Genomic DNA, 19930 nt, shown 5'->3' on the forward strand with positions numbered 1-19930 from the left:
GGTCATCGGAACAGGCGCAACCACGGCGCCAGGTGAAATGCGCTCATCAGCGCGTACATCGGGACCATGCTCTGCAATGAAAGCGGTCCCTGCATGACGCCGCAGATCATGTCGGCCGGCGCCAGAGCGGCCACCAGCGCCATCACGGCGAAGGTCGGCGCCGCCGCCAGCGACAGCCAGCGCGCGGCGATGGCACCACGGCCGCCAAACCGGCCCTTCAACCAATCCTCATGTGTTTCTAAACCGGTCATCATTCGATCTCTCTGGAGATGATCCATGTCGTCATGTGCTAGGTTAGGACCGGGCCTCGGAGGGCGAGAGTGACAAGTGTGTCGGGATTCGAATGGACTCGCTGATTACGGCTGCGGCGCGCGCGCTCGCGGCGGGTGATCCCCTCGGCGCACTGAAACGGGTGGCCCTGCGCGACGATGCGCCGGCGCTGGCGCTGCGCGGCATCGCGATGGCTCGGCTCGGCGATTTCACGCGCGCCAAGGAGCTGCTGCGGCGAGCGGGCCGCGCCTTCGGTCCGCGCGAAGCCATCGCGCGGGCGCGCTGCGTGGTGGCCGAGGCCGAGATCGCGCTGGTGTCGCGCGACCTGTCCTTTCCCAGCAAGAGCCTCGCCGCGGCGCGCGCAACGCTCGCGGCACGCGGCGATGCGCTCAACGCCGCGCACGCCGGCTATCTCGAGATCCGCCGCCTGCTCTTGATCGGGAGCCTCGATGCCGCCGAGCGCATGCTTGACGGCCTCGATCCGGCGCCCTTTCCGCCGGCACTGCGCGTCGGCCATGAACTGGTCGTCGCCGGCATCGCGATGCGGCGGCTGCGGACACGGCCGGCGCGCGAAGCGCTAGCACGGGCTAGGGACGCCGCACGGCGCGCCCGCATCGCCGCGCTTGCGGCCGAGGTCGAAAGTACCGCTCACCTGCTCGCGACGCCCGCGGCACGCCTGATCACGCGCGGTCACGAGCGGCCGCTGCTGCTCGAGGAAGTCGAGGCGTTGATGGCGTCGAAGGCCCTCGTCGTCGATGCCTGCCGCTATGCCGTGCGCGACGCCCGGACGACAATCTCGCTGACGCGCCGGCCGGTGCTGTTCGCGCTCGCCCGAGCGCTGGGCGAAGCCTGGCCGCAGGACGTGTCGCGCGGCACGCTGATCGCACGCGCGTTTCGCGGCAAGCACGCCGATGAATCGCACCGTGCGCGGCTGCGGGTCGAGATCGGACGGCTGCGCCGGGCGCTACAGCCGCTCGCCGATCTCAGCGCGACGCCTGACGGCTTCGTGCTGCAGCCGCATGGCCGCCGCGAGGTCACTGTGCTGGCGCTGCCGGTCGAGGAAGAGCATGCGGCGGTGCTGGCCTTCCTCGCCGACGGCGAGGCCTGGTCGAGCTCGGCACTGTCGGTGGCGCTGGGCGCAAGCCAGCGCACCGTGCAGCGCGCGCTCGACGCGCTGGCCGCCACGGGCAAGGTGCAATCGGTCGGCCGCGCCCGGGCGCGGCGCTGGATGACGCCCCCGGTGCCGGGATTCACGACGACGTTGTTACTCCCCGCCCCGCTGCCGAACGGCTAGCATCGGGCTGAGATCAGAGCGTTTTCGAGCGAAGTGGATACCGGTTCGCGTGAAGAAAACGCGTCAAACAAGAACCTGGAGCGCCGCATGAAGAAGTCCGAAGCCGAGATCATCCGGGAATATGCCTTCGAAGGCGTCGAGAGCGTTGGCGGCGTCAGCTTCGACGGCGAGCAGGTCTGGTTCGCGGCCGGCGGCCAGCTGGTCGCCTTCGATCCCGACAGCGGCATCACCACCCGCACCCTCGACATCGCGGCCCATGCCGGCACCGCCTTCGACGGCAAACACCTCTACCAGATCGCCGAGGACCGCATCCTGAAGGTCGAGCCGAACAGCGGACGCGTGGTGTCGACGATCCCCTCGCCCGGCGGCGGCCGCGACTCCGGCCTCGCCTGGGCGGAAGGCTCGCTGTGGGTCGGCCAGTATCGTGACCGCACCATCGTTCAGGTCGATCCGGAGACCGGCAAGGTCATTCGCACCATCGAAAGCAACCGGTTCGTCACTGGCGTCTCCTGGGTCGATGGCGAACTCTGGCACGGCACCTGGGAGGAGGACCAGAGCGACATCAGGCGCATCGATCCGCAGACCGGTGAAGTCATGGAGCGGCTGGAGATGCCGAAGGGCACGTTCGTCTCCGGGCTCGAGTCCGACGGCAAGGACCGCTTCTTCTGCGGCAGCGGCTCGACCAACAACAAGGTACGCGCCATCCGGCGGCCGAAGCACAGCCGCGCGTGATGGCGACTACTTGCTGGCAAGGGATAGAATAGAGCGAATGATCTGGCGCTTTTCGTCCGACAACTCGGCGAGCTGTGTCTCGTCGAGATACCCTTCTCGAATGAAGCGCGCAAAAACAAACGGCAGCTGCGAGTACCGATAGTCGAACATCTGATCGAGGTCCCGCTTTCGTTGGTTCAGATAGTCGCCAACGTCCCACATGTCCGACGGTGTTGCCGCCGCGCTGGCCCGCCTTTTGAATTCGACCATTAGCCTCGCCAGGGCGCACTGCACCGCTGAATCATAGGCCGCGCGCGCTATCTTCTTCTCGGCTGGAGACCATTGCAGATCATAGTGCATAGTCGGCTCTCATGGACGGGCACTGCGATGACTGTCCATGATGCCACAACGTGATCGCCTTCGGCCGGCATCCGACAAGAATAATATCTTACGCCGGCGCGGGCACCGCGGTGGGCCGCGCTGCCGGCATCGGCCGGAACGTCATCATGATCAAGAATGCACCGAGACCGACGGCCCAGGAGCCGACATAGAGCCACGTATAGCTCGCGAAGGTGTCGTAGATCAGGCCGCCGGCCAGGGGTCCGGTCGCCATGCCGAGGCTGCCGGCCATCGCGGTGCCGCCGATCACGGTGCCCATCATCCGCAGCGGGAAATTCTCGCGGATCAGCACGGAGTACAGGGGCATGGTGCCGGCATAGATGAAGCCGAAGACCGCCGCGACGGTATAGAACACAGCAAGCTCGCGCGCGAAGACGTAGCCGAGCGCGCCGAATGCCTGTGCCAAGAGGCCCAGCACCAGCACGCGCTTGGCGCCGAAACGGTCGCCGAGCAGGCCGAAGGCGATGCGGCCGCCCATGCCGGCGAGCCCTTCCACGCTGTAGATCGTCACCGCAGCGACCATCGGAATGCCGCAAGTGACCGCATAGCTCACGGTGTGGATGATCGGACCCGAATGGGTGGCGCAGCAGAAGAAATTGGTCGCGATCAGGATGATGAATTGCGGCGAGCGCAGCGCCTGCCCCAGCGACATCGCCGGCTCGCCGTTCGCGGTCGCCGCTTCAGCGTGACCACCCTGCAGCGCCGGCGGGCGGCGCACCAGGAACGAGACCGGGATCATGATCGCGCCGACCACCGCTGAGACGATCAACATCGCGGTCCGCCAGTCATGGTGGGAGATCAGCCAGGCCGCCAGCGGCGACATCGTCATCGGCGCCATGCCCATGCCGGCCGACACCAGCGAGACGGCGATGCTGCGATGGGTGTCGAACCAGCCGGTTACGCATGCCATCATCGGCGCGAAGATCGCGGCCGTGGCGGCGCCGACCAGCACGCCGAACATGAATTGAAACGCCAGCAGCGAAGGTGCTTGGCTTGCCAGCGCAAGGCTTGCCGCGAGCACAACCGATCCGGTCAGCACCACGGGAAGCGGCCCGAAGCGGTCGGACAGCGTGCCCCAGATCATGCTGGTGAAGGCCATCGCCAGGAAGCCGATCGTCATCGCGCTGGAGATGCCGGTCACCGACCAGCCGGTCTCCCGCGCCATCGGCTGCAGGAACACCGGCAGCGAAAACATGCCGCCGATCGCGACGCAGCCGAGCAGGCCGCCGGCCGCGACGATCACCCAGCGATAGGTCGAATTGCTCATTCCGGAACTCCCTTGCAGCGCGTTCTGGCTGCAAGACGAACGGACCGGCATGGAACCGACACCGAAGGGCCGTTCAAGCTCACACTTTTTTGAGCTGGCAGTGTCCGGCGCCCACGCGACGGGAGGGGTTCCTTTTTGCTCGCCGCCGTGTTTCCTCTATCGCGGGAGAACAGGGATGCAGGGATCGCTGGGAGAGAAGATCGGCGATGGGCTTTTCGCTGACGTCTACGCCTGGGCGCCCGGTCAGGTCGTCAAGCTGTCCAAGCCAGGTATCCCGCAATGGGTGGTCCAGCACGAGACGCGAATGACTCGCGCGGTCTTCGCCGCCGGCGGCCCGGCGCCGGAGGTGCTCGGCGAAGTCGCCCTGGACGGGCGCTTCGGCATCGTGCTGCCCCGGTTCGATGGACCGACCCTGCTGCAGGCTACGCGCACTGGCGCCGTCACCCGTGAACAAGCGGGCGCAATTCTTGCGACGCTCTGCCATGCCGTTCACAAGACGCGACCGCCGCCGGACGCACTTTCGCTGCGCGAGGCGATGGCCGCCAGGTTGCGGTTCGGCGGCAGCGTGCTGCCGGAGCGCATCACCACCGGCGTCCTCGCGCTGATCGAGCACCTCGCACCCGATGACGTGCTGTGCCATTCCGATCTTCACCCCGGCAACGTGATCATGACGGCGCAGGGCCCGAGATTGATCGACTGGATCGGCGCGGCTCGTGCACCCGCCGCCTACGAGATTGCGCAGTGCCATGTCCTGATTGCCGAGCTTGACCCGGAACACGCCGACGATCCGGGGCGGGCCACGGTCAATTCGGTTCTGCAGGCGGAGTATGCGCGGCTGGCCGGCACAACCCCTGCGGCGCTGACGACGTCGATGCAGCCCTATTTGCCGATCGTCCGCGTATTCCTTCTGCTCGGCGGGGCCAAGCCTGACATGCGGGAGCGGCTGATCCAGCGCGTCGAGGCGGCCCTGCGCGGGGAAGGCTGAATTGTTTGGTCGCGCGCGAGCCGGAGTGGCCTATCGAAGCGAGCCGCCAGTGTCGATTTTGGGTGACGAGGCGATATCCCCAACGTCAGGTCGTGCGGTTATCAGTACGCGCCCTGGCCTCCTGTCAACGGCCCGCCAGACTGCATCCGGGCTGCGGTGTGATCTGGCCGAGCGCACGGACCTGGACGAGTTCCGTCCCCTGCGTCACGGCGATGAACATGTTCATCGCCGTGTGATGATTCTGGCCGAGCGCCACCGGGCCGGTCGGCGACGGAATGGTGAGGCCCGCCATCGCGTCGATGATGGCCTCCTTGTCGAGCTTGCCGGCCTTCTCGGCGGCTGCCTTGAGCGCGATCAGGGTGTTGTAATGCGTCATCACATAGTTCGAGACCGCGACGCCCGGCTCAGCGGCGGCGCGGGCCTTCGCGACGAACGCCTTCACCGAGGGGTCGTCGCTCGCCGCGACCGTCGGCACCACCGTCACCATGTTCTGGCCCTTGCCGCGGAAGATGCCGAGATCGACCTCGGACAATCCAAGGAAAGCGACCGTGATGTCCTTCAGCAATCCGGCATCGTCGGCCTGGCGGATGAAATCCATCCCGTCGCCTTTCAGCGCGAACAGCAGCACCTTCGCCCCGCTCGCCGCGACCTCCTTGATCAGCGGAGAGAAGTCGGTCTCGGTGCCAAGCGTGTACTTTGTCCCGACCACCTTGCCGCCGAGCTTCTCGATCAAGGGCTGCGCGATGTCGAACATCTGGTGCGGCCAGACCCGGTCGGCGCCGAGCAGGAAATAGGTGTTGCCGTAAGCCTGCGTCATGTAGGGAAGCAGCTGGCCAAGCTCCTGGTTCGGCACCGCGCCGAACGAGAACAGATAGCGGCTGCATTTGCCGCCCTCGTAATTGGTGGCGTAGAGCAGCGGCGTCTTCGAGCTCTCGGCAAGCGGCACCAGCGCATTCAGGTTGCGCGAGGTGATCGGGCCGACCACCGCAATCACGCCCTGCTTCTCGACCAGCAAATGCATTGCGTCGGCGGCGGCCTCCGGTCGTGTCTTGTCATCGGAATAGATCACCTCGACGGGCCGGCCGAGAATGCCGCCGGCGGCGTTGATGTCCTTTGCGGCGAGATCGAGCCCGAGCCTGGCCTGCCGGCCGTAGAGCTCGACGCCGCCGGAAAACGGCAGCACCGCGCCGACCTTGATCGGTGGACCGGATTCGGCAGCGCACGAAGGCTGAAGCACCGCAGCGTAGAACGCCAGCGCCAGCGTCATGAACGAGATCGAGCGTGATGCCATATCCGTCTTCCCTTCGCGCAGATGCAACCGCGCTCGATTGACATTATCGGCGCTGCACTGAAGAATTCGTCAAGCACGCGCCGCCTTGCGTCACATTCGCACAGCGACAGGCGACCGCCGTCACTTGACATTCAGAGGTTGCAGGCGTATCTCGGCGACCCTCGCGAACGCCATGTTTGCGAACAAGTGCGAGCAAACCGATGGTACCGCAGCAAGGACACGAACAGATCCGCAGACCGTCAGCCAATCTACGGCCGATCGTCTATGCATGCCCGGTTCATGGGAGCGGTCTCGCGTAAGCGCGATCGACAATCCGTACGTCACGGACCCTCCCGAGCCAGCCGCTTCGGAGGGTTTTTTGTTGCCCACAAGCGGTCTGGTCAAGCTCCGGCAAGGACAATCCCGAATGGCCGCGCGGCGTGCGCGCGGCTTGTCCAGATTCAGCAGGAACAAAGACAATGCGACGACCTGATCCCTACCAGGAACGCGCCCGCGAACTCTGCCTCGCCGCGGGCGTCGATCCGGATTCCCGCGTCGGCGAAGGCCGCGGCCAGCCGGCTTGGTGCCTGTATCGCGATGCCGCCCGCAAGGAGAAGCTTGCGCGCGAGGCCGATGCGGCCTCGTCGGAGATCGCGATGCTGCGCCCGCAAGAGGAGCGCTTCAAGAACGCGCCACTGCAGGTGTTCGGCGAGCATGACGCGGCGACCATCAAGCAGATGCGAAACTGCATGGCGGTCGGTAACGTCGTGTCCGGCGTGATCTGCGCGGATGGCCATCTCGGTTACGCGCAGCCGGTCGGCGGCGTGATCGCTTATGAGAAGCAGATCAGCATCTCCGGCGTCGGCTTCGACATCGGCTGCGGCAACATGGCCGCGCGGCTCGATGTGCGCTTCGACGACATCCGTGCGACCGTCCCGACCATCATCCGCGACGTTGCCAAGGTGATCTCCTTCGGCATCGGCCGGAAGAACGTCGAGAAGGTCGAGCACGCGCTGTTCGACGATAGCGACGCCTGGCGCGAGAGCGACATGGAGGCATACCGGCAGAAGGCCGTCGGCCAGCTCGGCACGGTCGGCTCCGGCAACCACTATGTCGATCTGATGCGCGACGAGGCAGGCTTCGTCTGGATCGGCGTTCACTTCGGAAGCCGCGGGCTCGGGCACACCAGCGCGACCCGCTACCTCAAGGCCGCCGGCGGCAAGGACGGGATGAATGTTCCGCCCGCCATCGTCGACGAGGATTCCGAACTCGGGCGCCGCTACATCGCCGCGATGCAGCTCGCCGGGCGCTATTCCTATGCGGGCCGCGAGTGGGTCGTAGATCGTGTCCGCCAGATCATCGGCGGCAAGGTCACCGAGTCCGTGCACAACCACCACAACTACGCCTGGCGGGAAACGCATGACGGCAAGGAATTGTGGGTGGTGCGCAAGGGCGCGACGCCGGCCTTTCCCGGACAGCGGGGCTTTGTCGGCGGGTCGATGGGCGACGATGCCGTCATTCTCGAGGGCGTCGATAGTCCGGAGGCCAAGGCCTCGCTCTACTCGACGGTGCACGGCGCCGGCCGGCTGTTCGGCCGCAACGAAGCGAAGCGCCGCTTCACGCGCGAGGAGATGGACCGTTGGCTCACCGAGCGCGGCGTCACGCTTGTCGGCGCCGATCTCGACGAGAGCCCGATGGCCTATCGGTGCTTGCCGGAGGTGCTTGCCCAGCATGCCGGAACGGTGAAGGTGCTGCACACGCTGCGGCCGTTTGCCGTGGCCATGGCCGGTGAAGGCGAGTTCGACCCGTTCAAGGACTAAAGCGAGGCGTACGCGCCTCGCTGGGTGTGGTGGCGAAATGGGAACGCTGCGGTCTGCAAAACCGCCATGAGCCGGTTCGATTCCGGCCCACACCTCCAAGGCTTGACCTCCAAGGCTTGTTGCCTGTCCCGGACCCGGAAGCTATCCTGGTCCTGCCCGTCGAGAGCGTCTCCGGGCGATCCCCCAGACCTGCAAGTTCCATCAGGCGTTCCGCGACCGCGGACCGCCCTGCTCTCACTGTCGCAAGCAAAGGACCTTCTCTTGAACCATCGCTCCGTGCTGATCTCCGGCTGCTCCGGCGGCGGAAAATCGACCTTGCTGGCTGAACTGCGCGCACGCGGCTATCCGGTCGTCGAGGAGCCCGGCCGCCGCATCATCGCCGATGAGATCGCATCCGGCGGCAATGCGCTGCCCTGGGTCGATGCAGCGGCTTTTATCCGCCGCGCCGTGGACGTCGCGCTCAGGGATATGGAGATGGCCGAATCCCATTCCGGATGGGTGTTCTTCGATCGCGGTCTCATTGACGCGGCGTCGGCGCTCGAGACGCTGACAAGCGAGCCGGCGCTGCGCCCGATCTGCTCTGCACATCGCTACCACAGGCGCGTGTTCATGACGCCGCCATGGCCCGAGATCTACGTGACCGATTCCGAGCGCCGCCACGGCTTCGAGGCAGCAACGGCGGAATATCACCGGTTGATGCAAACGTTTCCCATGCTCGGCTACGACGTCATTAACCTGCCGAAGAGTTCGCCGGCCACGAGGGCCGATTTCGTGCTGGCGACGCTCGGCAGCTGCGTCGCTCCGGCGGCGAAACCATCGCCCTCCTAGAACGACGTCCCGCCGCCGAACCGGAACTCCTGCACGATGTCGTATTTGCCCTTCGTGATCGGCACGGCGTAATCGAAGCGCAGCGGCCCGAATGGCGACGCCCAGATCAGGCCGACGCCGAAGATCGCTGCGTGGCTGATCGTGGCGATCATCCCGCAGATGGGCAGCAACGTCCTGCACAACTCGAACTCCCCTCTGCGTCATCCCGAGGCGGAGCGGAGTGGGTGGCGAAAATCCGGAAGGCCGCGATGCAGATACAGCGCGTTACATTTTGCTGCCGAACGATCAGCCCTTCTTCGCATCGCCGCGCGTGTGATGCAGCAGGTTGTCGCGCAGCCTGACCACGCTCTTCTGCACGATCGGAAATTCGTCGCCGAGCCCGGTGGCTTCGACCAGCGACGCGTTGATCTCCTTGTCGAGCAGACGCCGGCCCGCCGCCGTCAGGCTCACCCGCACCTGCCGCTCGTCGGCGGGATCGCGGGTACGGCTGATGTAGCCGCTCTGCTCCAGCTTCTTGAGGATCGGCGTCAGCGTGTTGGATTCCAGGAACAGCTTTTCGCCGAGCGCGCTGACGGTCTGCTCGTCCGCCTCCGACAGCGCGATCATGGCAATGTACTGGGTGTAGGTCAGACCGAACGCGTCGAGGATCGGCTTGTAGGCGCGGCCGAAGGCCAGATTGGCCGAATAGACCGCAAAGCACAGAAAACTCGATAGTTTTCGGCCTTTGGTGTCGGCCTTGGGGGAACGGGTCACGGGCGTCTCCGGAGTTTGTGAAGTCTCGACCAATATAAATCGTATCCGATTAAATCGGAAGAGCTTGACATCGCCCGGCACGGGGTCTATTTCAACTCGCATCCGATTAGATCGGATACGATCTATATCCAACCCAAAGGAGTTCGCCATGACCGCCAATGCAAAGGTTCTCGTCACCGGAAAGACCCACGTCACCGCCGGCCCGAACGGCGCCGCCCGCTCGCGCGACGGCTTCCTCGACGTCAAGCTGCCGCAGCCGCACCCCGCCGCCGAAAACCTATTCGCCGCCGCCTGGTCGGCTTGCTACATCGGCGCAATCCAGCTCGCCGCCGGACAGCGCAAGGTCAAGCTCGCGAGCGAGCCCGAGGTCGACGCCGAGATCGACCTGAACCAGGCCGGCAGCGCCTACTTCCTGAGCGCACGCCTCAACGTTCACGTTCCTGGCGTCGAGCGCGAGGTCGCGCAGGAGCTGATCGAAGCCGCGCACGGCATCTGCCCCTACTCCAAGGCGGTTCACGGCAACATCGACGTTACGACCACCCTGGTCTGAGACCAGCCCATGACGAGCTCCGACGCGGCCGGCCGCTTGCCGGCTCGCGGTCGGACAGCACAACTCCAGGAGTTCAAGATGACCAGCAAGCTGATGACGGCGACGCGTCTCCTCGCAAGGACGGCCTTGTTCGCTGCAAGTCTCCTGACGATCCCGAGCGCGCAGGCGCGGCAGCCGGCCGGCATCGCTCGAACCGATCTGCAGCGCCACGACCTCAGCGCGCCCGGACGCGAAGCCGTGCAGGTGCGTGTCGACATCGCACCGGGCAAGGCCTTCGGCCAGCACACCCATCCCGGCGAAGAGATCATCTATGTGCTATCAGGGACGCTCGAATACGATGTCGACGGCAGGCCGCCGGCAACGCTGAAGGCCGGCGACGTCCTGTTCATCCCCGCAGGCACCATCCATGCGGCGAAGAATGTCGGCAACGTCACCGCCAGCGAGCTTGCGACCTATATCGTCGAGAAAGACAAGCCGCTGCTGACGCTTGTAAAGTGAACCGATGCCGCCTGCCCGCCCGTGCTCAGCCTGGGGCGGGCGCGGCGACATCATCTCACTTCGTGCATTGAACCTGCGGCTGCCGCACCGTCCGCCCATTGAAGATCAGGAAACTGATTGCGGCCATGATCCAGACGCCGATGCCGCCATAGAGCATCACCCAGCCAAAACCGCTCGCCAGCGCCTGGTGCACGACCGGGCCGGTCAGCTCCGGTGCGGACGCGGCATCGCCGGACGCGATCCGCTCGGCGAGGACACGGAGTTGCGCACCGTCCAGCGACGGCAGCACGGACTTCAGATGTGCCAGCACGCCGCTCGCCAGGATGAATCCCATCAGCGCGATATTGACCGAGAGGGAGACCATCCGCGCGCTCATGTCGATGCCGGAGGCCATGCCGGCACGGTCGCTCGAGACCGAGCCGGTGGTCGTGTTGGTGACCGGCGTATTGGTGATGCCGAGTCCGATCCCGGCAAGCAGGCAGCCCGGCAGCATCGTCAGCCAGTCGGGCTGCGCGGCCGCGCTGCCGAACTTCATCAGCATGAACCCGGTGCCGATGGTGAACAGCCCCGCCGGGATGATCAGGCCCGGCTGATAGCGCAGCGAAAGCCGCTCGGCAAACGGCGGCATCACCAACGTCGGCAGCGTGTAGGCGAGCAGCGCAAGGCCGGCGGACACGCTGTCATAACCGAGACCGGCGTGAAACCAGATCGGCAGATAGATCATGAACGGCCAGTAGCTGAGGTTCATCGCCGCCGAGCCAACGATCGAGCCGGAGAACGCCGGGATCCGAAACACAGAGAAGTCGAACATCGGCCGCCGGCTGATTCTCTCGGCGACGAGGAACGCGATGAAGCTGACCGCCGAGACGCCGAGGATCGCGAGCCCCTTCGGGCTGACGAAGCCGAGATCCGGCCCCTGCGTGATGTAGAAGGCGAGACAGAACACCGCGAGCGACATCGTCACGATGCCGGCGACGTCGAGGCTGCTGGCCTTCGGGTCCTTCGACTCATGCACGCCGCCGATCGTGAGCACGAACGCAACGGCTGCGAACAGCACGTGGACAAGGAACACCCACTCCCAGCTCAGCACCGCGACGACGGCGCCGCCGATGATCGGGCCGAAGCCGAGGCCGATGCCGAAGATGACGCCCCACCAGCCCCAGGCAACCGCGCGCAGGCGGCCGCCCTGGAATTCGTGCGAGAGCACGGCGATCTGGCAGATCAAGAGCGCGCCGCCGCTCAGCCCTTGCAGGAAGCGGGCGACGATCAGCATTTCGACGCTCGAGGCGACGCCGCAGATCAGCGAGGTGATGCCGAACGCCGCGATCGCGACCAGGAAGATGCGCTTGCGCCCGTAGCGGTCCGCCACCGTCCCGATCGCCATGAGTACGGTGGTCACCGCGATGGTGTAGGCATTCATGATCCATTGCAGCGCCTTGAAATCGGCATGCAGCACCCGTTCCAGCGTCGGCAAGATCGCGGGGATGCTGGATATCTCCAATCCGAACATCAGGCAGGCAAGGCATACGGCGGAGAGGACAACAGCGCCGCGGCGGCTCAGTTCAGTAGACATGATCGGGCCTTTTGTTGTGGCAAGCCAACGGCATACCGCACCCTGTTGCCAGGGTGCTGGCAGCAGCGTCGGTCGATCGACTCACGATGGTTTGAGGCAGCAGCGGCAGGAATCGGGTGGCCGCGGCGCTTCACGACGCAAAGCTAGTCACGCCTTGAGCATTGGTGAATTGGATGACTAGATATTTCAGAGACAACAATTCCGGATGATTGACATGACCACGCTCGACATCGACGCCGTGAAGACCTTCATGACCATCGCCGAGCTCAGCAGTTTTACCCGCGCTGCCGAAGCGCTCGGCACGACGCAGGGCGCGATCAGCGTCAAGCTGAAGCGGCTGGAGCGCCAAGTCGGCCACAGACTGATCGAGCGAACCCCGCGGCTGGTGCGCCTGTCGGCCCAGGGTGCCGAGTTCCTCGCTCCCGCGCGCGAACTGCTCGCCGCGCATGACCGCGCCGTCGCCGGACTGTCGTCAGCCCGCCGCCGTTTTTCACTGGGGATCGCCACTCACGTCGGCGCCCCCGAACTTCCCACCCTGCTCGCCCGGCTCAATGCACATGATCCCATGCTCACGATCGAGGTACGCCTCGGCGATGCCCGTGATCTGCTCGACACTTTCGATCGCGGAATGATCGACGCCGTGATCATTTTTCGGGAGGACGATCGTCGCGACGGCGTCGTTCTCGGCCCCGATCATTTCGGCTGGTTTGCCACGCCGGACTTTCTCCATCGCGCCGGAGAGCCGTTCCGATTGGCGGCATCGTCACCCGCCTGCGGCATCCTTAACACCGCCACGCGTGCGCTCGACGCAGCGGCACTGCCGTGGACGGAAACCTTCCTCGGTTGCGGCGCTTTTGCCGTGGCCGATGCGGTCTCGGCGGGCCTGGCGATCTCGGTGTTCTCACGCCGGGTGGCGCCGCCCGGCACGATCGAGGTGACCGAGAAGTTCGGCCTCCCCGCCCTGCCTCCATCCGAGATCATGCTGCTGTCGACGTTGTCAGACGCGAGGTCGCGCGCGGCGTTGAAGACGTTGGCAAGCGCCTTTCGCGAGCACCATCGTCCGCCCGCGAGCACCGGCAGCGCAGCGGGGAACACGCGAACCATCGCTGTCGCTGCCGGGTCCTGAACAATCAGTGACGCGCAAGATCGCCTATCGGCTAACGCCGCGAGCCTTCGGCCCGCTTTCCCTCGAACAGCGCGCGTTCCGACCCAAGCGCCTTGGCCAGAAAATCCAGCGTGGCGCGAATCCGCGCGGTGCGCCTGAGATCGTCATGCGTCAACAGCCATAGCGCCGATCGCGGCCCGGCGAGCGGCTTCGGCGTCAGGCGGCGCAGCGCAGGCGTGAGATCGCCGACATAGCAGGGAAGCAGAGCCAGACCCATTCCAACCATTGCTGCGTCGCGCAGCGCCGGAAGCGCATCGACGCGGCAGACGACGCGCACCGAACGCAGGTTCTTCCGCATCCAGTCGGCGATCACGGTCCCCGCCAGCGCGTCATCGAGCCCGATCCAGTCATGCGCGGACAGATCCTTGTCGTTGCGCCGGGCGAGATAGGCACGCGATCCGTAGACCGCATGGGCAATCTCGGCGATGCGCCGTCCGACCAGCAACTCGGACGGCGCCGGCGTCGGCCGGATCGCGATGTCGGCCTCGCGGCGCGTCAGGTTGGCCATCGCGTTCGAGACGATGATCTCGGGCCGGATCTCCGGATGCGCAGCGCGCATCGCCGGCAGATGCCGCACCAGCACCGCGCCGAGCGTGTCCGTGGTCGTGATCCGGACCGGACCCGACGGCCTGAGGTCCTGTCCCGCCAGCTTGCGCTCGAGCGCGAGCACCTCGTCCTCGAGCCGGACCGCCGACGCTGCCGCGGTGTCGCCGGCCGGTGTCGGCGCATAGCCGTCGCGGAAGCGCTCGAACAGCCGCGTACCGATCGCTGTTTCGATCGTGCCGAGACGGCGAAACACCGTCGAATGCGTGACGCCCAGCCTGCGCGCCGCGCCTGAGAGGCTGCCCTCGCGCGCGACAGCGAGGACGAGCCGAAGGTCATTCCAGTCGAGAGGACTGTGCATTTTTGCAAACTCGCTTGGCAGCTCTGGATAATATCTTATCACGAACGGACAGGCCATCTTCCGGTCGTTGGTGCGGCGCGCCGACGATGCAGAGGAGTTGGCAGGTGACAAGCGAGACCACCGAGACATTGCGATTGCACGACACGCGGCCGGCGATGGTCGACCCGCGGCGCTGGCTGGCGCTGCCCGTGCTGCTGACCGGAGCCTTCCTGCCGATCCTCGACTTCAACGTCGTCAACCTCGCTCTGCCGGCCATTCGCGACAATCTCGGCGCGACAGCGAGCGAGGTGCAGTTCGTGATCTCGGCCTATGCCGCGACCTACGCGGTCTTCCTGATCACGGGCGGCCGGCTCGGCGACCTGCTTGGCCGGCGGCGCATGTTCCTGACCGGTGTTGCGGGCTTCACGATTGCGTCGGTGTTGTGCGGTATTGCATGGTCGCCCACCGTGCTGGTCGCCGGGCGGATCCTGCAAGGCCTCACCGCCACCGTGATGGCGCCGCAGGTGCTCGCCTCGATCCGCGTGCTGTTCCCCGCGGCCGAACAGGGCCGCGCGCTCGGCTTCTACGGCGCGACGTTCGGTCTTGCCAACATCTGCGGCCAGGTGCTGGGCGGCATCCTGGTGTCGGCCCATCCGTTTGGCCTCGCCTGGCAAGCGATCTTCCTGATCAACGTGCCGATTGGCCTCGTCGCGTTCATCGGCGGCCTGCTGTATCTGACCGACTCGCGTGCCGAGCATGCCCAACGGCTTGATGTCGGCGGCGTCGTCCTGCTGTCGCTCACGCTCGGCTGTCTGGTCTATCCGCTGATCGAGGGACGCGAATCCGGCTGGCCGGTCTGGATCACCGCGATGCTGCTGGCGTCTCCGCTGACGCTCGCCGCCTTCGTCCGCTTCGAGGCGCAGCTGTCGGCGCGCGGCGGCGATCCGCTGGTTGCCCTGCATCTGCTGCGCAACGGCGACTTCGTGATCGGGCTGGTGATGGCGCTTGCCTTCTACATGCTGTCGTCGTTCTATTTGACCTTTGCGGTCTACCTGCAGAGCGGACTGCATTTTTCACCGCTGGCGGCCGGCCTCGCCACCCTGCCCTTTGCCACCGGATTCTTCGTGAGCTCGCTGGTGTCATCGCTGGTGATGCAATGGCTCGGCGCGCGCACGCTGACCGTTGGCTTCGCGCTCCAGGTCATCGGCTTCGGCATCGTGATGCTGTCGGTGGGCGGAGTGCTGCCGCAGAGTGCGGAGTTCGGCCTGATCTGCGGCGGGCTCGGCTTCGGCACCGTGATGCCGTCGGTGATCAAGGCCGTGATCGGCAGCATCGATCCGCGCCATGCGGGACTGGCGTCGGGCATGATGATCTCGACCTTCCAGATCGGTGCCGCACTCGGCGTCGCCATCATCGGCGGCATCTTCTACAGCCTGCTCGGGCCGCATCCGCAGGCCGACGACTACGCCCATGCCTTCACGATCGCGCTCGGCTGCAACGTCGCTTTGCTGGCGCTCGGCGGCTGGCTGTCGCTGTGGCTGCCGCGCGAGCCGGTTGCTTGAAATCAGGAGAATCCATGACCGCACCGCTCTACGATGCATCCGTCCCGGTATTTCGCCAGATGCTCGACGCACTCGCCGATCTCCTGCGCAAGGGCGAGGCCCACGCCCGCGAACGCGGTCTCGATTCCGACGTTATGCTCGCGGCGCGGCTGGCGCCCGACATGCTGACGCTGGTCGGCCAAGTGCAACGGGCCAGCGATCACGCCAAGGGCGCTGCCGGGCGGCTCGCCGGCCTCGAGCCACCGCCCTTCGCCGACGATGAACGGAGCCTCGCCGAGGCCCACGCCCGCATCTCGCGGACGCTCGACTACATCGACACGGTCCCGGTTCGGGCATTCGACCAGGCAGCGGAACGTCTCATCACTCTGCCCTTCGGCGTCCCGCCAATGCCGGCAGCGCGCTACCTCCACGGCTTCGCGCTGCCGAGCCTGTTCTTCCACGTCGCCACCGCCTACGCCATCCTGCGCCATCGCGGCGTGCCGCTCGGCAAGCGTGACTTCCTCGGCAACTACCTCTCGAATTGATCGCTACTTCTTTGCGACCTCGCGAAGCGTGTTGTAGACCCACTCCGCGCCCTGCTTGACGGCCTCGACGCCGATCCTTTCGTCGTTGCCATGCATCCGGCTCAGAATGTCGTCGTCGAGCGGATAGGGATAGATGCCGTAGACGGGCACGTTGCGCTCGCGCCAGGCGGTGGCGTCGGTGCCCGCCTCGAACATGGTCGGCACCAGGACGGCGTCCTTCCAGATCCGCTTGGCATTGCGATCCAGCGCGGCATAAAGCTCGGTATCGACCGGCGACGCGGGGATCTTGCTCCGCATCAGATAGGCGTCCCGCGCCGCCTGCTGCGTCAGCGAGGTCACGATGCTGACTTCAATGCCGGGATCGCCGACCGCGCGCTTGATCTCGGCGATCATCTGGTCCGTCGTCGTTCCCGGAAGCAACCGCGTGTTCACGACCGCCTTGGCGTCGCCGGGGATGACGTTGGGCTTGATGCCGGCGTCGATCATCGTGATCACCATGGTGTCGCGCAGCAGGGCGTGCAGCAGCAGGCTGTCCTTGGGATTGTCGGCGACCAGTTTCTTTCCGGCCGATTCGAGATCACCCTGGTCCTTTGCGGCCAACAGCTGCTTGATGTCGGCCGCCGTCTGCTCCGAACTGATCGGCAGCAGTGCTTTGAAATAGGCCTCCGTCGCCGGCACCAGCTTGACGGCCGGATCGTGCGCCGCGAGCTTGGCCAGTGCCGCGATCAGGCGGTCGTTGGCCATCGCGCCCGCCGGGAACGGCCGCGAGGAATGGCCCGAGGGACCGGTCGCCTTCAAGGCAAAGGTCGCCGAGATCTTTTCCGCCGTCGTGACATTGACCTGGCGCACCCTGCCGTCGCGCTCCTGCAGCACGTAGCCGCCTTCGTTCAGCGCGAACTCCGCGTCGATCTTGTCCCAATGGTCCTTCGCCAGCCACACCGTGCTGTACTGCCCCTGCTCCTCGTCGGCCTCGGCCAGGAAGATCACATCGCGCGCAAGCGGCGTCTTCTCTTCCGCCAGCCGCATCACGGCGCTCGCGAAGACGGCGAGCCCGCCCTTGAAATCCATCGCGCCCCGCCCGTAGACGAAACCGTCCTTTTCGACGCCGGCGAACGGCTCGACGGTCCACTTCTCGCGTTCGACCGGAACGACGTCGGCATGCGCGGCGAGCAGCACCGGCTTCTTCGAGCCGTCACCGCGCAGCCGCGCGATGAAATGCGCGGCCTTGCCGTTCGGGGCGACGAAGATGTCCACCTCGGCGCCCAGCGGCGCGAACTGCGACTTCAAGTACTCGGCGAGCGCCCGCGTATCGCCCGGGCCATTCGAAGTGTCGAAGGAGATCAGTTTCTTGAGCAGCGCAACCGTGCGGTCGCCCGGCTGCTCGGCGCGCGCATGTCCCGCTCCGGCACAGGACAGCAACGCGGCAACGGCCAACGCTGCGAGGCGGGTCTTGGTCGACGGCATCATGTTCTTCTTCCTCCCATATATGGTTTTGAAACAGGATAATCTGCGCCGCTCGCCCCAGGGAGTCCTCGAGTTCAAGAAGTTCTGGGGAACATCACCTTCAGCATGGCGGCTGCGAGCAGTGTCGTCATAGCGAGGCCGGTGGAGAGATAGAGCGCGCTCGCATCGCCGAACCGGTCGATCACGATCGCATAGACCAGCGGCGCCGCCGCCGGCAGGATGAAGCTCGGAACGATCAGCCGGCCGACCAGCGTGCCGTAGCTGCGATGATCGAACAGGATCAGCGGTAGCGTTCCCCTTGTGATGGTGAGAATGCCGTTGCAGGCGCCGTAGAGCAGCGCGAAGGCGATCGCCATCTGCTTCGACGACCCGCTGAACAATCCGGCGATGAAGGAGAGCGGCATGATCAGGCATGCCATCAGATTGAGCGCCAGCGGATCGAGCCGTGCACCGAACAGGATTTCGCAAAGGCGCGCAGCGGATTGTCCAATGCCCCGCAGCGTTGCGATCCAGACGGCCACGCTGACGGTGAGCCCGAGGCCTGAGAGCACCGCGATCATGTGCGCGGACATGCCGGCATTCAGGAAGTTGGCGCCGGTCATGATCACGGCATAGAGCCCGCCTGCCGCGGCAAGCTGCCGGCGGCTGGCGGCGCGTGGTTGCTTATGTGCCGGCGCGGCGGAGCTCGATACGCCGGCAAACCGTTTGGTCGGGATCAGCACGTGCAGCGGGATCGTCAGCAGTGCGAGACCGGCATAGACCAGCACCGCGATGCGCCAGCCGAACTGTTCCGAGAGCGTATGGCCGAGCGGCCAGAACACAGTTGCCGCGAGGCCGCCGAGCAAGGTGATCCCGGACATCGCGCGGCGCGCCTCCGGTCCGCCGATCCGGGCCAGCGCGGCGAACGCCGCATCGTACAGCGTCAACCGCATGCCGAAGCCGAGCACGATCCAGGATGCGTAGTAGGTGCCGATCTGATGCGAGACCGCGAGACCGGCGCAGCCGAGCGCGTTGATCACGGCGCCTGCGACCATGACCTGACGGCCGCCGCTTCTGTCCACCCACCTCCCCGCAAGGGGCGACGTCACTCCCATCACCAGCAACGCCGCGGCGAATCCGCCGTAGACGATGTCGCGCCCCCAGCCGACATCCGCCGATATCTGCTCGCCGAAGCCACCGATCAGATAATAGGTCGCGCCCCACGAGATCAATTGAGCCAGCCCGAGGGCGGCCACGACGCGGCGAGCGATCACCGTGGCAATTCCCTCTCCGCGGGAAGCGTGGCGGCGCCCGGCCCAAGCGGCCGCTGCATCAGCACGGTGTCGACCCATTGCCCGAGCTTGAAACCGACCGACCTGAGCGTTCCGACCATCTCGAAGCCCATGCGACGGTGCAGTGCGATCGATCCGACATTGCCGCTGTTGCCGATCACGGCGATCATTTGCCGCCAGGGCCCCGCCTCCGATCGCTCGATCAGCGCCTGCAGCAGCGCTGCCCCGACGCGGCGGCCGCGCAGGGCTTCCGACACGTAGACCGAGTCTTCAATGGTGTTGCGATAGGCCGGCCGCGGCCGGTACGCCGTCGCATAGGAATAGCCGGCCACCTGCCCGTCAACCACAGCCACGAGATACGGCAGCCCCGCCGCCAGCACGGCGCTCCGGCGGCTGCGCATCTCGTCCACCGTCGGCGGCACCTCCTCGAAGGTCGCTAGCCCGTTGAGCACGTGATGGGCATAGATGTGCTGCACTTCCGCCATGTCGACCTCGGTGGCGTCGCGGATCATTGTGGCTTCGCTGTCTCTCATCCTTCTACTCTCGTCCTGCGGCATCAGGCCTGTGGTTCGACGGCGCGTCGGCGCATTCTGCACGCACCATGGACTCATCTCGACATCGCTGCGCGACAGTCCGACATCCGCCAGCAGACGATCGTCGAGCTCGCCCAGCGCCTGCCAGCGGCGGATGCGCGAATGCGGTGAGACCGCAAGATAGCGCCCCAGCTCGACGATAACGCCGCCAATGCGCCTGAGGCCAGACAATGCCTGCTCCCGATCCGCCGAAGCCGTCGCTTGCCGGACTATGCGCTCCGGCCTTATATAAGTGAAGCTTTTATAATTT

The 19930-nt window shown here is 65.9% G+C and carries 21 protein-coding genes and 1 tRNA gene; 11 read left to right on the top strand and 11 right to left on the bottom strand.

Annotated elements, in window-relative coordinates; all coding sequences use genetic code 11:
* Nucleotides 1–2 precede the first annotated feature (2 nt).
* Nucleotides 3–278, bottom strand: a complete 276-nt coding sequence (locus QDT69_RS24485) for a hypothetical protein (protein WP_347952057.1) — start codon at nucleotides 276–278, stop codon at nucleotides 3–5.
* A 65-nt stretch (nucleotides 279–343) separates the two neighbouring features.
* On the opposite strand from QDT69_RS24485, the gene QDT69_RS24490 reads away from it, so the two are divergent.
* Both QDT69_RS24490 and QDT69_RS24495 read left to right on the top strand, forming a co-directional pair.
* The gene (locus tag QDT69_RS24490; protein ID WP_279709036.1) at nucleotides 344–1564 is read left to right on the top strand and encodes a helix-turn-helix domain-containing protein; all 1221 of its coding nucleotides are present in this window, start codon (nucleotides 344–346) and stop codon (nucleotides 1562–1564) included.
* 87 nt (nucleotides 1565–1651) lie between these two features.
* Nucleotides 1652–2296 carry a glutaminyl-peptide cyclotransferase gene (locus QDT69_RS24495; protein WP_279709037.1) on the top strand — a complete coding sequence of 215 codons (645 nt, stop codon included), beginning with the start codon at nucleotides 1652–1654 and terminating at the stop codon, nucleotides 2294–2296.
* Between the two features lie 6 nt (nucleotides 2297–2302).
* Here QDT69_RS24495 and QDT69_RS24500 read toward each other — a convergent pair whose 3' ends face one another.
* A complete protein-coding gene (locus QDT69_RS24500; RefSeq protein WP_279709038.1) occupies nucleotides 2303–2635 on the bottom strand; it encodes a hypothetical protein in 333 nt (110 codons plus the stop codon).
* Between the two features lie 88 nt (nucleotides 2636–2723).
* Nucleotides 2724–3941, bottom strand: coding sequence for an MFS transporter (locus tag QDT69_RS24505; RefSeq protein ID WP_279709039.1), 1218 nt, complete (start codon nucleotides 3939–3941; stop codon nucleotides 2724–2726).
* 175 nt (nucleotides 3942–4116) lie between these two features.
* On the opposite strand from QDT69_RS24505, the gene QDT69_RS24510 reads away from it, so the two are divergent.
* The gene (locus QDT69_RS24510; protein WP_279709041.1) at nucleotides 4117–4926 is read left to right on the top strand and encodes an aminoglycoside phosphotransferase family protein; all 810 of its coding nucleotides are present in this window, start codon (nucleotides 4117–4119) and stop codon (nucleotides 4924–4926) included.
* A gap of 124 nt (nucleotides 4927–5050) precedes the next feature.
* Here QDT69_RS24510 and QDT69_RS24515 read toward each other — a convergent pair whose 3' ends face one another.
* Nucleotides 5051–6217, bottom strand: a complete 1167-nt coding sequence (locus QDT69_RS24515; RefSeq protein WP_279709042.1) for an ABC transporter substrate-binding protein — start codon at nucleotides 6215–6217, stop codon at nucleotides 5051–5053.
* A gap of 458 nt (nucleotides 6218–6675) precedes the next feature.
* Here QDT69_RS24515 and QDT69_RS24520 point away from each other — a divergent pair, with 458 nt between their 5' ends.
* The 3 genes from QDT69_RS24520 to QDT69_RS24530 all read left to right on the top strand — a co-directional run bounded on the left by QDT69_RS24520 (nucleotide 6676) and on the right by QDT69_RS24530 (nucleotide 8844).
* Nucleotides 6676–8016 carry an RtcB family protein gene (locus tag QDT69_RS24520; protein WP_279709043.1) on the top strand — a complete coding sequence of 447 codons (1341 nt, stop codon included), beginning with the start codon at nucleotides 6676–6678 and terminating at the stop codon, nucleotides 8014–8016.
* 23 nt (nucleotides 8017–8039) lie between these two features.
* Nucleotides 8040–8114: transfer RNA gene (locus QDT69_RS24525), tRNA-Cys, on the top strand.
* Nucleotides 8115–8277: 163 nt separating this feature from the next.
* Complete coding sequence (locus QDT69_RS24530) at nucleotides 8278–8844, top strand: AAA family ATPase (RefSeq protein ID WP_279709044.1); 567 nt, start codon at nucleotides 8278–8280, stop codon at nucleotides 8842–8844.
* Here QDT69_RS24530 and QDT69_RS24535 read toward each other — a convergent pair.
* Nucleotides 8841–9026 (bottom strand): BamA/TamA family outer membrane protein, encoded by a 186-nt coding sequence (locus QDT69_RS24535; RefSeq protein ID WP_279709045.1) that lies wholly within the window; start codon nucleotides 9024–9026, stop codon nucleotides 8841–8843. The two genes, QDT69_RS24530 and QDT69_RS24535, sit on opposite strands and share 4 nt — an antisense overlap.
* 103 nt (nucleotides 9027–9129) lie before the next feature.
* Nucleotides 9130–9597, bottom strand: a complete 468-nt coding sequence (locus tag QDT69_RS24540) for a MarR family transcriptional regulator (RefSeq protein ID WP_279709046.1) — start codon at nucleotides 9595–9597, stop codon at nucleotides 9130–9132.
* Nucleotides 9598–9745: 148 nt separating this feature from the next.
* Here QDT69_RS24540 and QDT69_RS24545 point away from each other — a divergent pair, with 148 nt between their 5' ends.
* Nucleotides 9746–10147 carry an Ohr family peroxiredoxin gene (locus QDT69_RS24545; RefSeq protein ID WP_050419009.1) on the top strand — a complete coding sequence of 134 codons (402 nt, stop codon included), beginning with the start codon at nucleotides 9746–9748 and terminating at the stop codon, nucleotides 10145–10147.
* Between the two features lie 93 nt (nucleotides 10148–10240).
* Nucleotides 10241–10645 (top strand): cupin domain-containing protein, encoded by a 405-nt coding sequence (locus tag QDT69_RS24550; protein WP_279709192.1) that lies wholly within the window; start codon nucleotides 10241–10243, stop codon nucleotides 10643–10645.
* 55 nt (nucleotides 10646–10700) lie between these two features.
* On the opposite strand, the gene QDT69_RS24555 is transcribed toward QDT69_RS24550, so the two are convergent.
* The gene (locus QDT69_RS24555) at nucleotides 10701–12218 is read right to left on the bottom strand and encodes an MFS transporter (protein WP_279709047.1); all 1518 of its coding nucleotides are present in this window, start codon (nucleotides 12216–12218) and stop codon (nucleotides 10701–10703) included.
* A 214-nt stretch (nucleotides 12219–12432) separates the two neighbouring features.
* Between QDT69_RS24555 and QDT69_RS24560 the strand changes: the two genes are divergently transcribed.
* The gene (locus QDT69_RS24560; protein ID WP_279709048.1) at nucleotides 12433–13344 is read left to right on the top strand and encodes a LysR family transcriptional regulator; all 912 of its coding nucleotides are present in this window, start codon (nucleotides 12433–12435) and stop codon (nucleotides 13342–13344) included.
* Between the two features lie 31 nt (nucleotides 13345–13375).
* Here the strand turns inward: QDT69_RS24560 and QDT69_RS24565 are convergent, their stop codons facing one another.
* Entirely contained in the window at nucleotides 13376–14287 is a 912-nt protein-coding gene (locus QDT69_RS24565; RefSeq protein WP_279709049.1) for a LysR family transcriptional regulator, read from the bottom strand.
* A 104-nt stretch (nucleotides 14288–14391) separates the two neighbouring features.
* Between QDT69_RS24565 and QDT69_RS24570 the strand changes: the two genes are divergently transcribed.
* Together QDT69_RS24570 and QDT69_RS24575 are read left to right on the top strand one after the other, a co-directional pair.
* Entirely contained in the window at nucleotides 14392–15828 is a 1437-nt protein-coding gene (locus QDT69_RS24570) for an MFS transporter (RefSeq protein WP_279709050.1), read from the top strand.
* A 14-nt stretch (nucleotides 15829–15842) separates the two neighbouring features.
* On the top strand, nucleotides 15843–16352 hold the full coding sequence (locus QDT69_RS24575) for a DUF1993 domain-containing protein (RefSeq protein WP_279709052.1): 510 nt from the start codon (nucleotides 15843–15845) through the stop codon (nucleotides 16350–16352).
* A gap of 3 nt (nucleotides 16353–16355) precedes the next feature.
* Here QDT69_RS24575 and QDT69_RS24580 read toward each other — a convergent pair whose 3' ends face one another.
* The 3 genes from QDT69_RS24580 to QDT69_RS24590 all read right to left on the bottom strand — a co-directional run bounded on the left by QDT69_RS24580 (nucleotide 16356) and on the right by QDT69_RS24590 (nucleotide 19851).
* Nucleotides 16356–17819 (bottom strand): M20/M25/M40 family metallo-hydrolase, encoded by a 1464-nt coding sequence (locus tag QDT69_RS24580; RefSeq protein WP_279709054.1) that lies wholly within the window; start codon nucleotides 17817–17819, stop codon nucleotides 16356–16358.
* A 71-nt stretch (nucleotides 17820–17890) separates the two neighbouring features.
* On the bottom strand, nucleotides 17891–19069 hold the full coding sequence (locus QDT69_RS24585) for an MFS transporter (RefSeq protein WP_279709055.1): 1179 nt from the start codon (nucleotides 19067–19069) through the stop codon (nucleotides 17891–17893).
* Nucleotides 19066–19851, bottom strand: a complete 786-nt coding sequence (locus QDT69_RS24590) for a GNAT family N-acetyltransferase (protein WP_347952058.1) — start codon at nucleotides 19849–19851, stop codon at nucleotides 19066–19068. Before QDT69_RS24590 ends, QDT69_RS24585 begins: the two co-directional genes overlap by 4 nt.
* Nucleotides 19852–19930 lie beyond the last annotated feature (79 nt).

The sequence above is a fragment of the Bradyrhizobium sp. CER78 genome, from assembly GCF_029846235.1.
Taxonomy (GTDB): domain Bacteria; phylum Pseudomonadota; class Alphaproteobacteria; order Rhizobiales; family Xanthobacteraceae; genus Bradyrhizobium.

What these genes read in the sequence shown, in the direction of transcription:
- QDT69_RS24485 (WP_347952057.1), bottom strand. Translation starts at nt 278, where the DNA reads ATGGATCATCTCCAGAGAGATCGAATGATGACCGGTTTAGAAACACAT.
- QDT69_RS24490 (WP_279709036.1), top strand. Translation starts at nt 344, where the DNA reads ATGGACTCGCTGATTACGGCTGCGGCGCGCGCGCTCGCGGCGGGTGAT.
- QDT69_RS24495 (WP_279709037.1), top strand. Translation starts at nt 1,652, where the DNA reads ATGAAGAAGTCCGAAGCCGAGATCATCCGGGAATATGCCTTCGAAGGC.
- QDT69_RS24500 (WP_279709038.1), bottom strand. Translation starts at nt 2,635, where the DNA reads ATGCACTATGATCTGCAATGGTCTCCAGCCGAGAAGAAGATAGCGCGC.
- QDT69_RS24505 (WP_279709039.1), bottom strand. Translation starts at nt 3,941, where the DNA reads ATGAGCAATTCGACCTATCGCTGGGTGATCGTCGCGGCCGGCGGCCTG.
- QDT69_RS24510 (WP_279709041.1), top strand. Translation starts at nt 4,117, where the DNA reads ATGCAGGGATCGCTGGGAGAGAAGATCGGCGATGGGCTTTTCGCTGAC.
- QDT69_RS24515 (WP_279709042.1), bottom strand. Translation starts at nt 6,217, where the DNA reads ATGGCATCACGCTCGATCTCGTTCATGACGCTGGCGCTGGCGTTCTAC.
- QDT69_RS24520 (WP_279709043.1), top strand. Translation starts at nt 6,676, where the DNA reads ATGCGACGACCTGATCCCTACCAGGAACGCGCCCGCGAACTCTGCCTC.
- QDT69_RS24545 (WP_050419009.1), top strand. Translation starts at nt 9,746, where the DNA reads ATGACCGCCAATGCAAAGGTTCTCGTCACCGGAAAGACCCACGTCACC.
- QDT69_RS24550 (WP_279709192.1), top strand. Translation starts at nt 10,241, where the DNA reads ATGACGGCGACGCGTCTCCTCGCAAGGACGGCCTTGTTCGCTGCAAGT.
- QDT69_RS24555 (WP_279709047.1), bottom strand. Translation starts at nt 12,218, where the DNA reads ATGTCTACTGAACTGAGCCGCCGCGGCGCTGTTGTCCTCTCCGCCGTA.
- QDT69_RS24560 (WP_279709048.1), top strand. Translation starts at nt 12,433, where the DNA reads ATGACCACGCTCGACATCGACGCCGTGAAGACCTTCATGACCATCGCC.
- QDT69_RS24565 (WP_279709049.1), bottom strand. Translation starts at nt 14,287, where the DNA reads ATGCACAGTCCTCTCGACTGGAATGACCTTCGGCTCGTCCTCGCTGTC.
- QDT69_RS24575 (WP_279709052.1), top strand. Translation starts at nt 15,843, where the DNA reads ATGACCGCACCGCTCTACGATGCATCCGTCCCGGTATTTCGCCAGATG.
- QDT69_RS24580 (WP_279709054.1), bottom strand. Translation starts at nt 17,819, where the DNA reads ATGATGCCGTCGACCAAGACCCGCCTCGCAGCGTTGGCCGTTGCCGCG.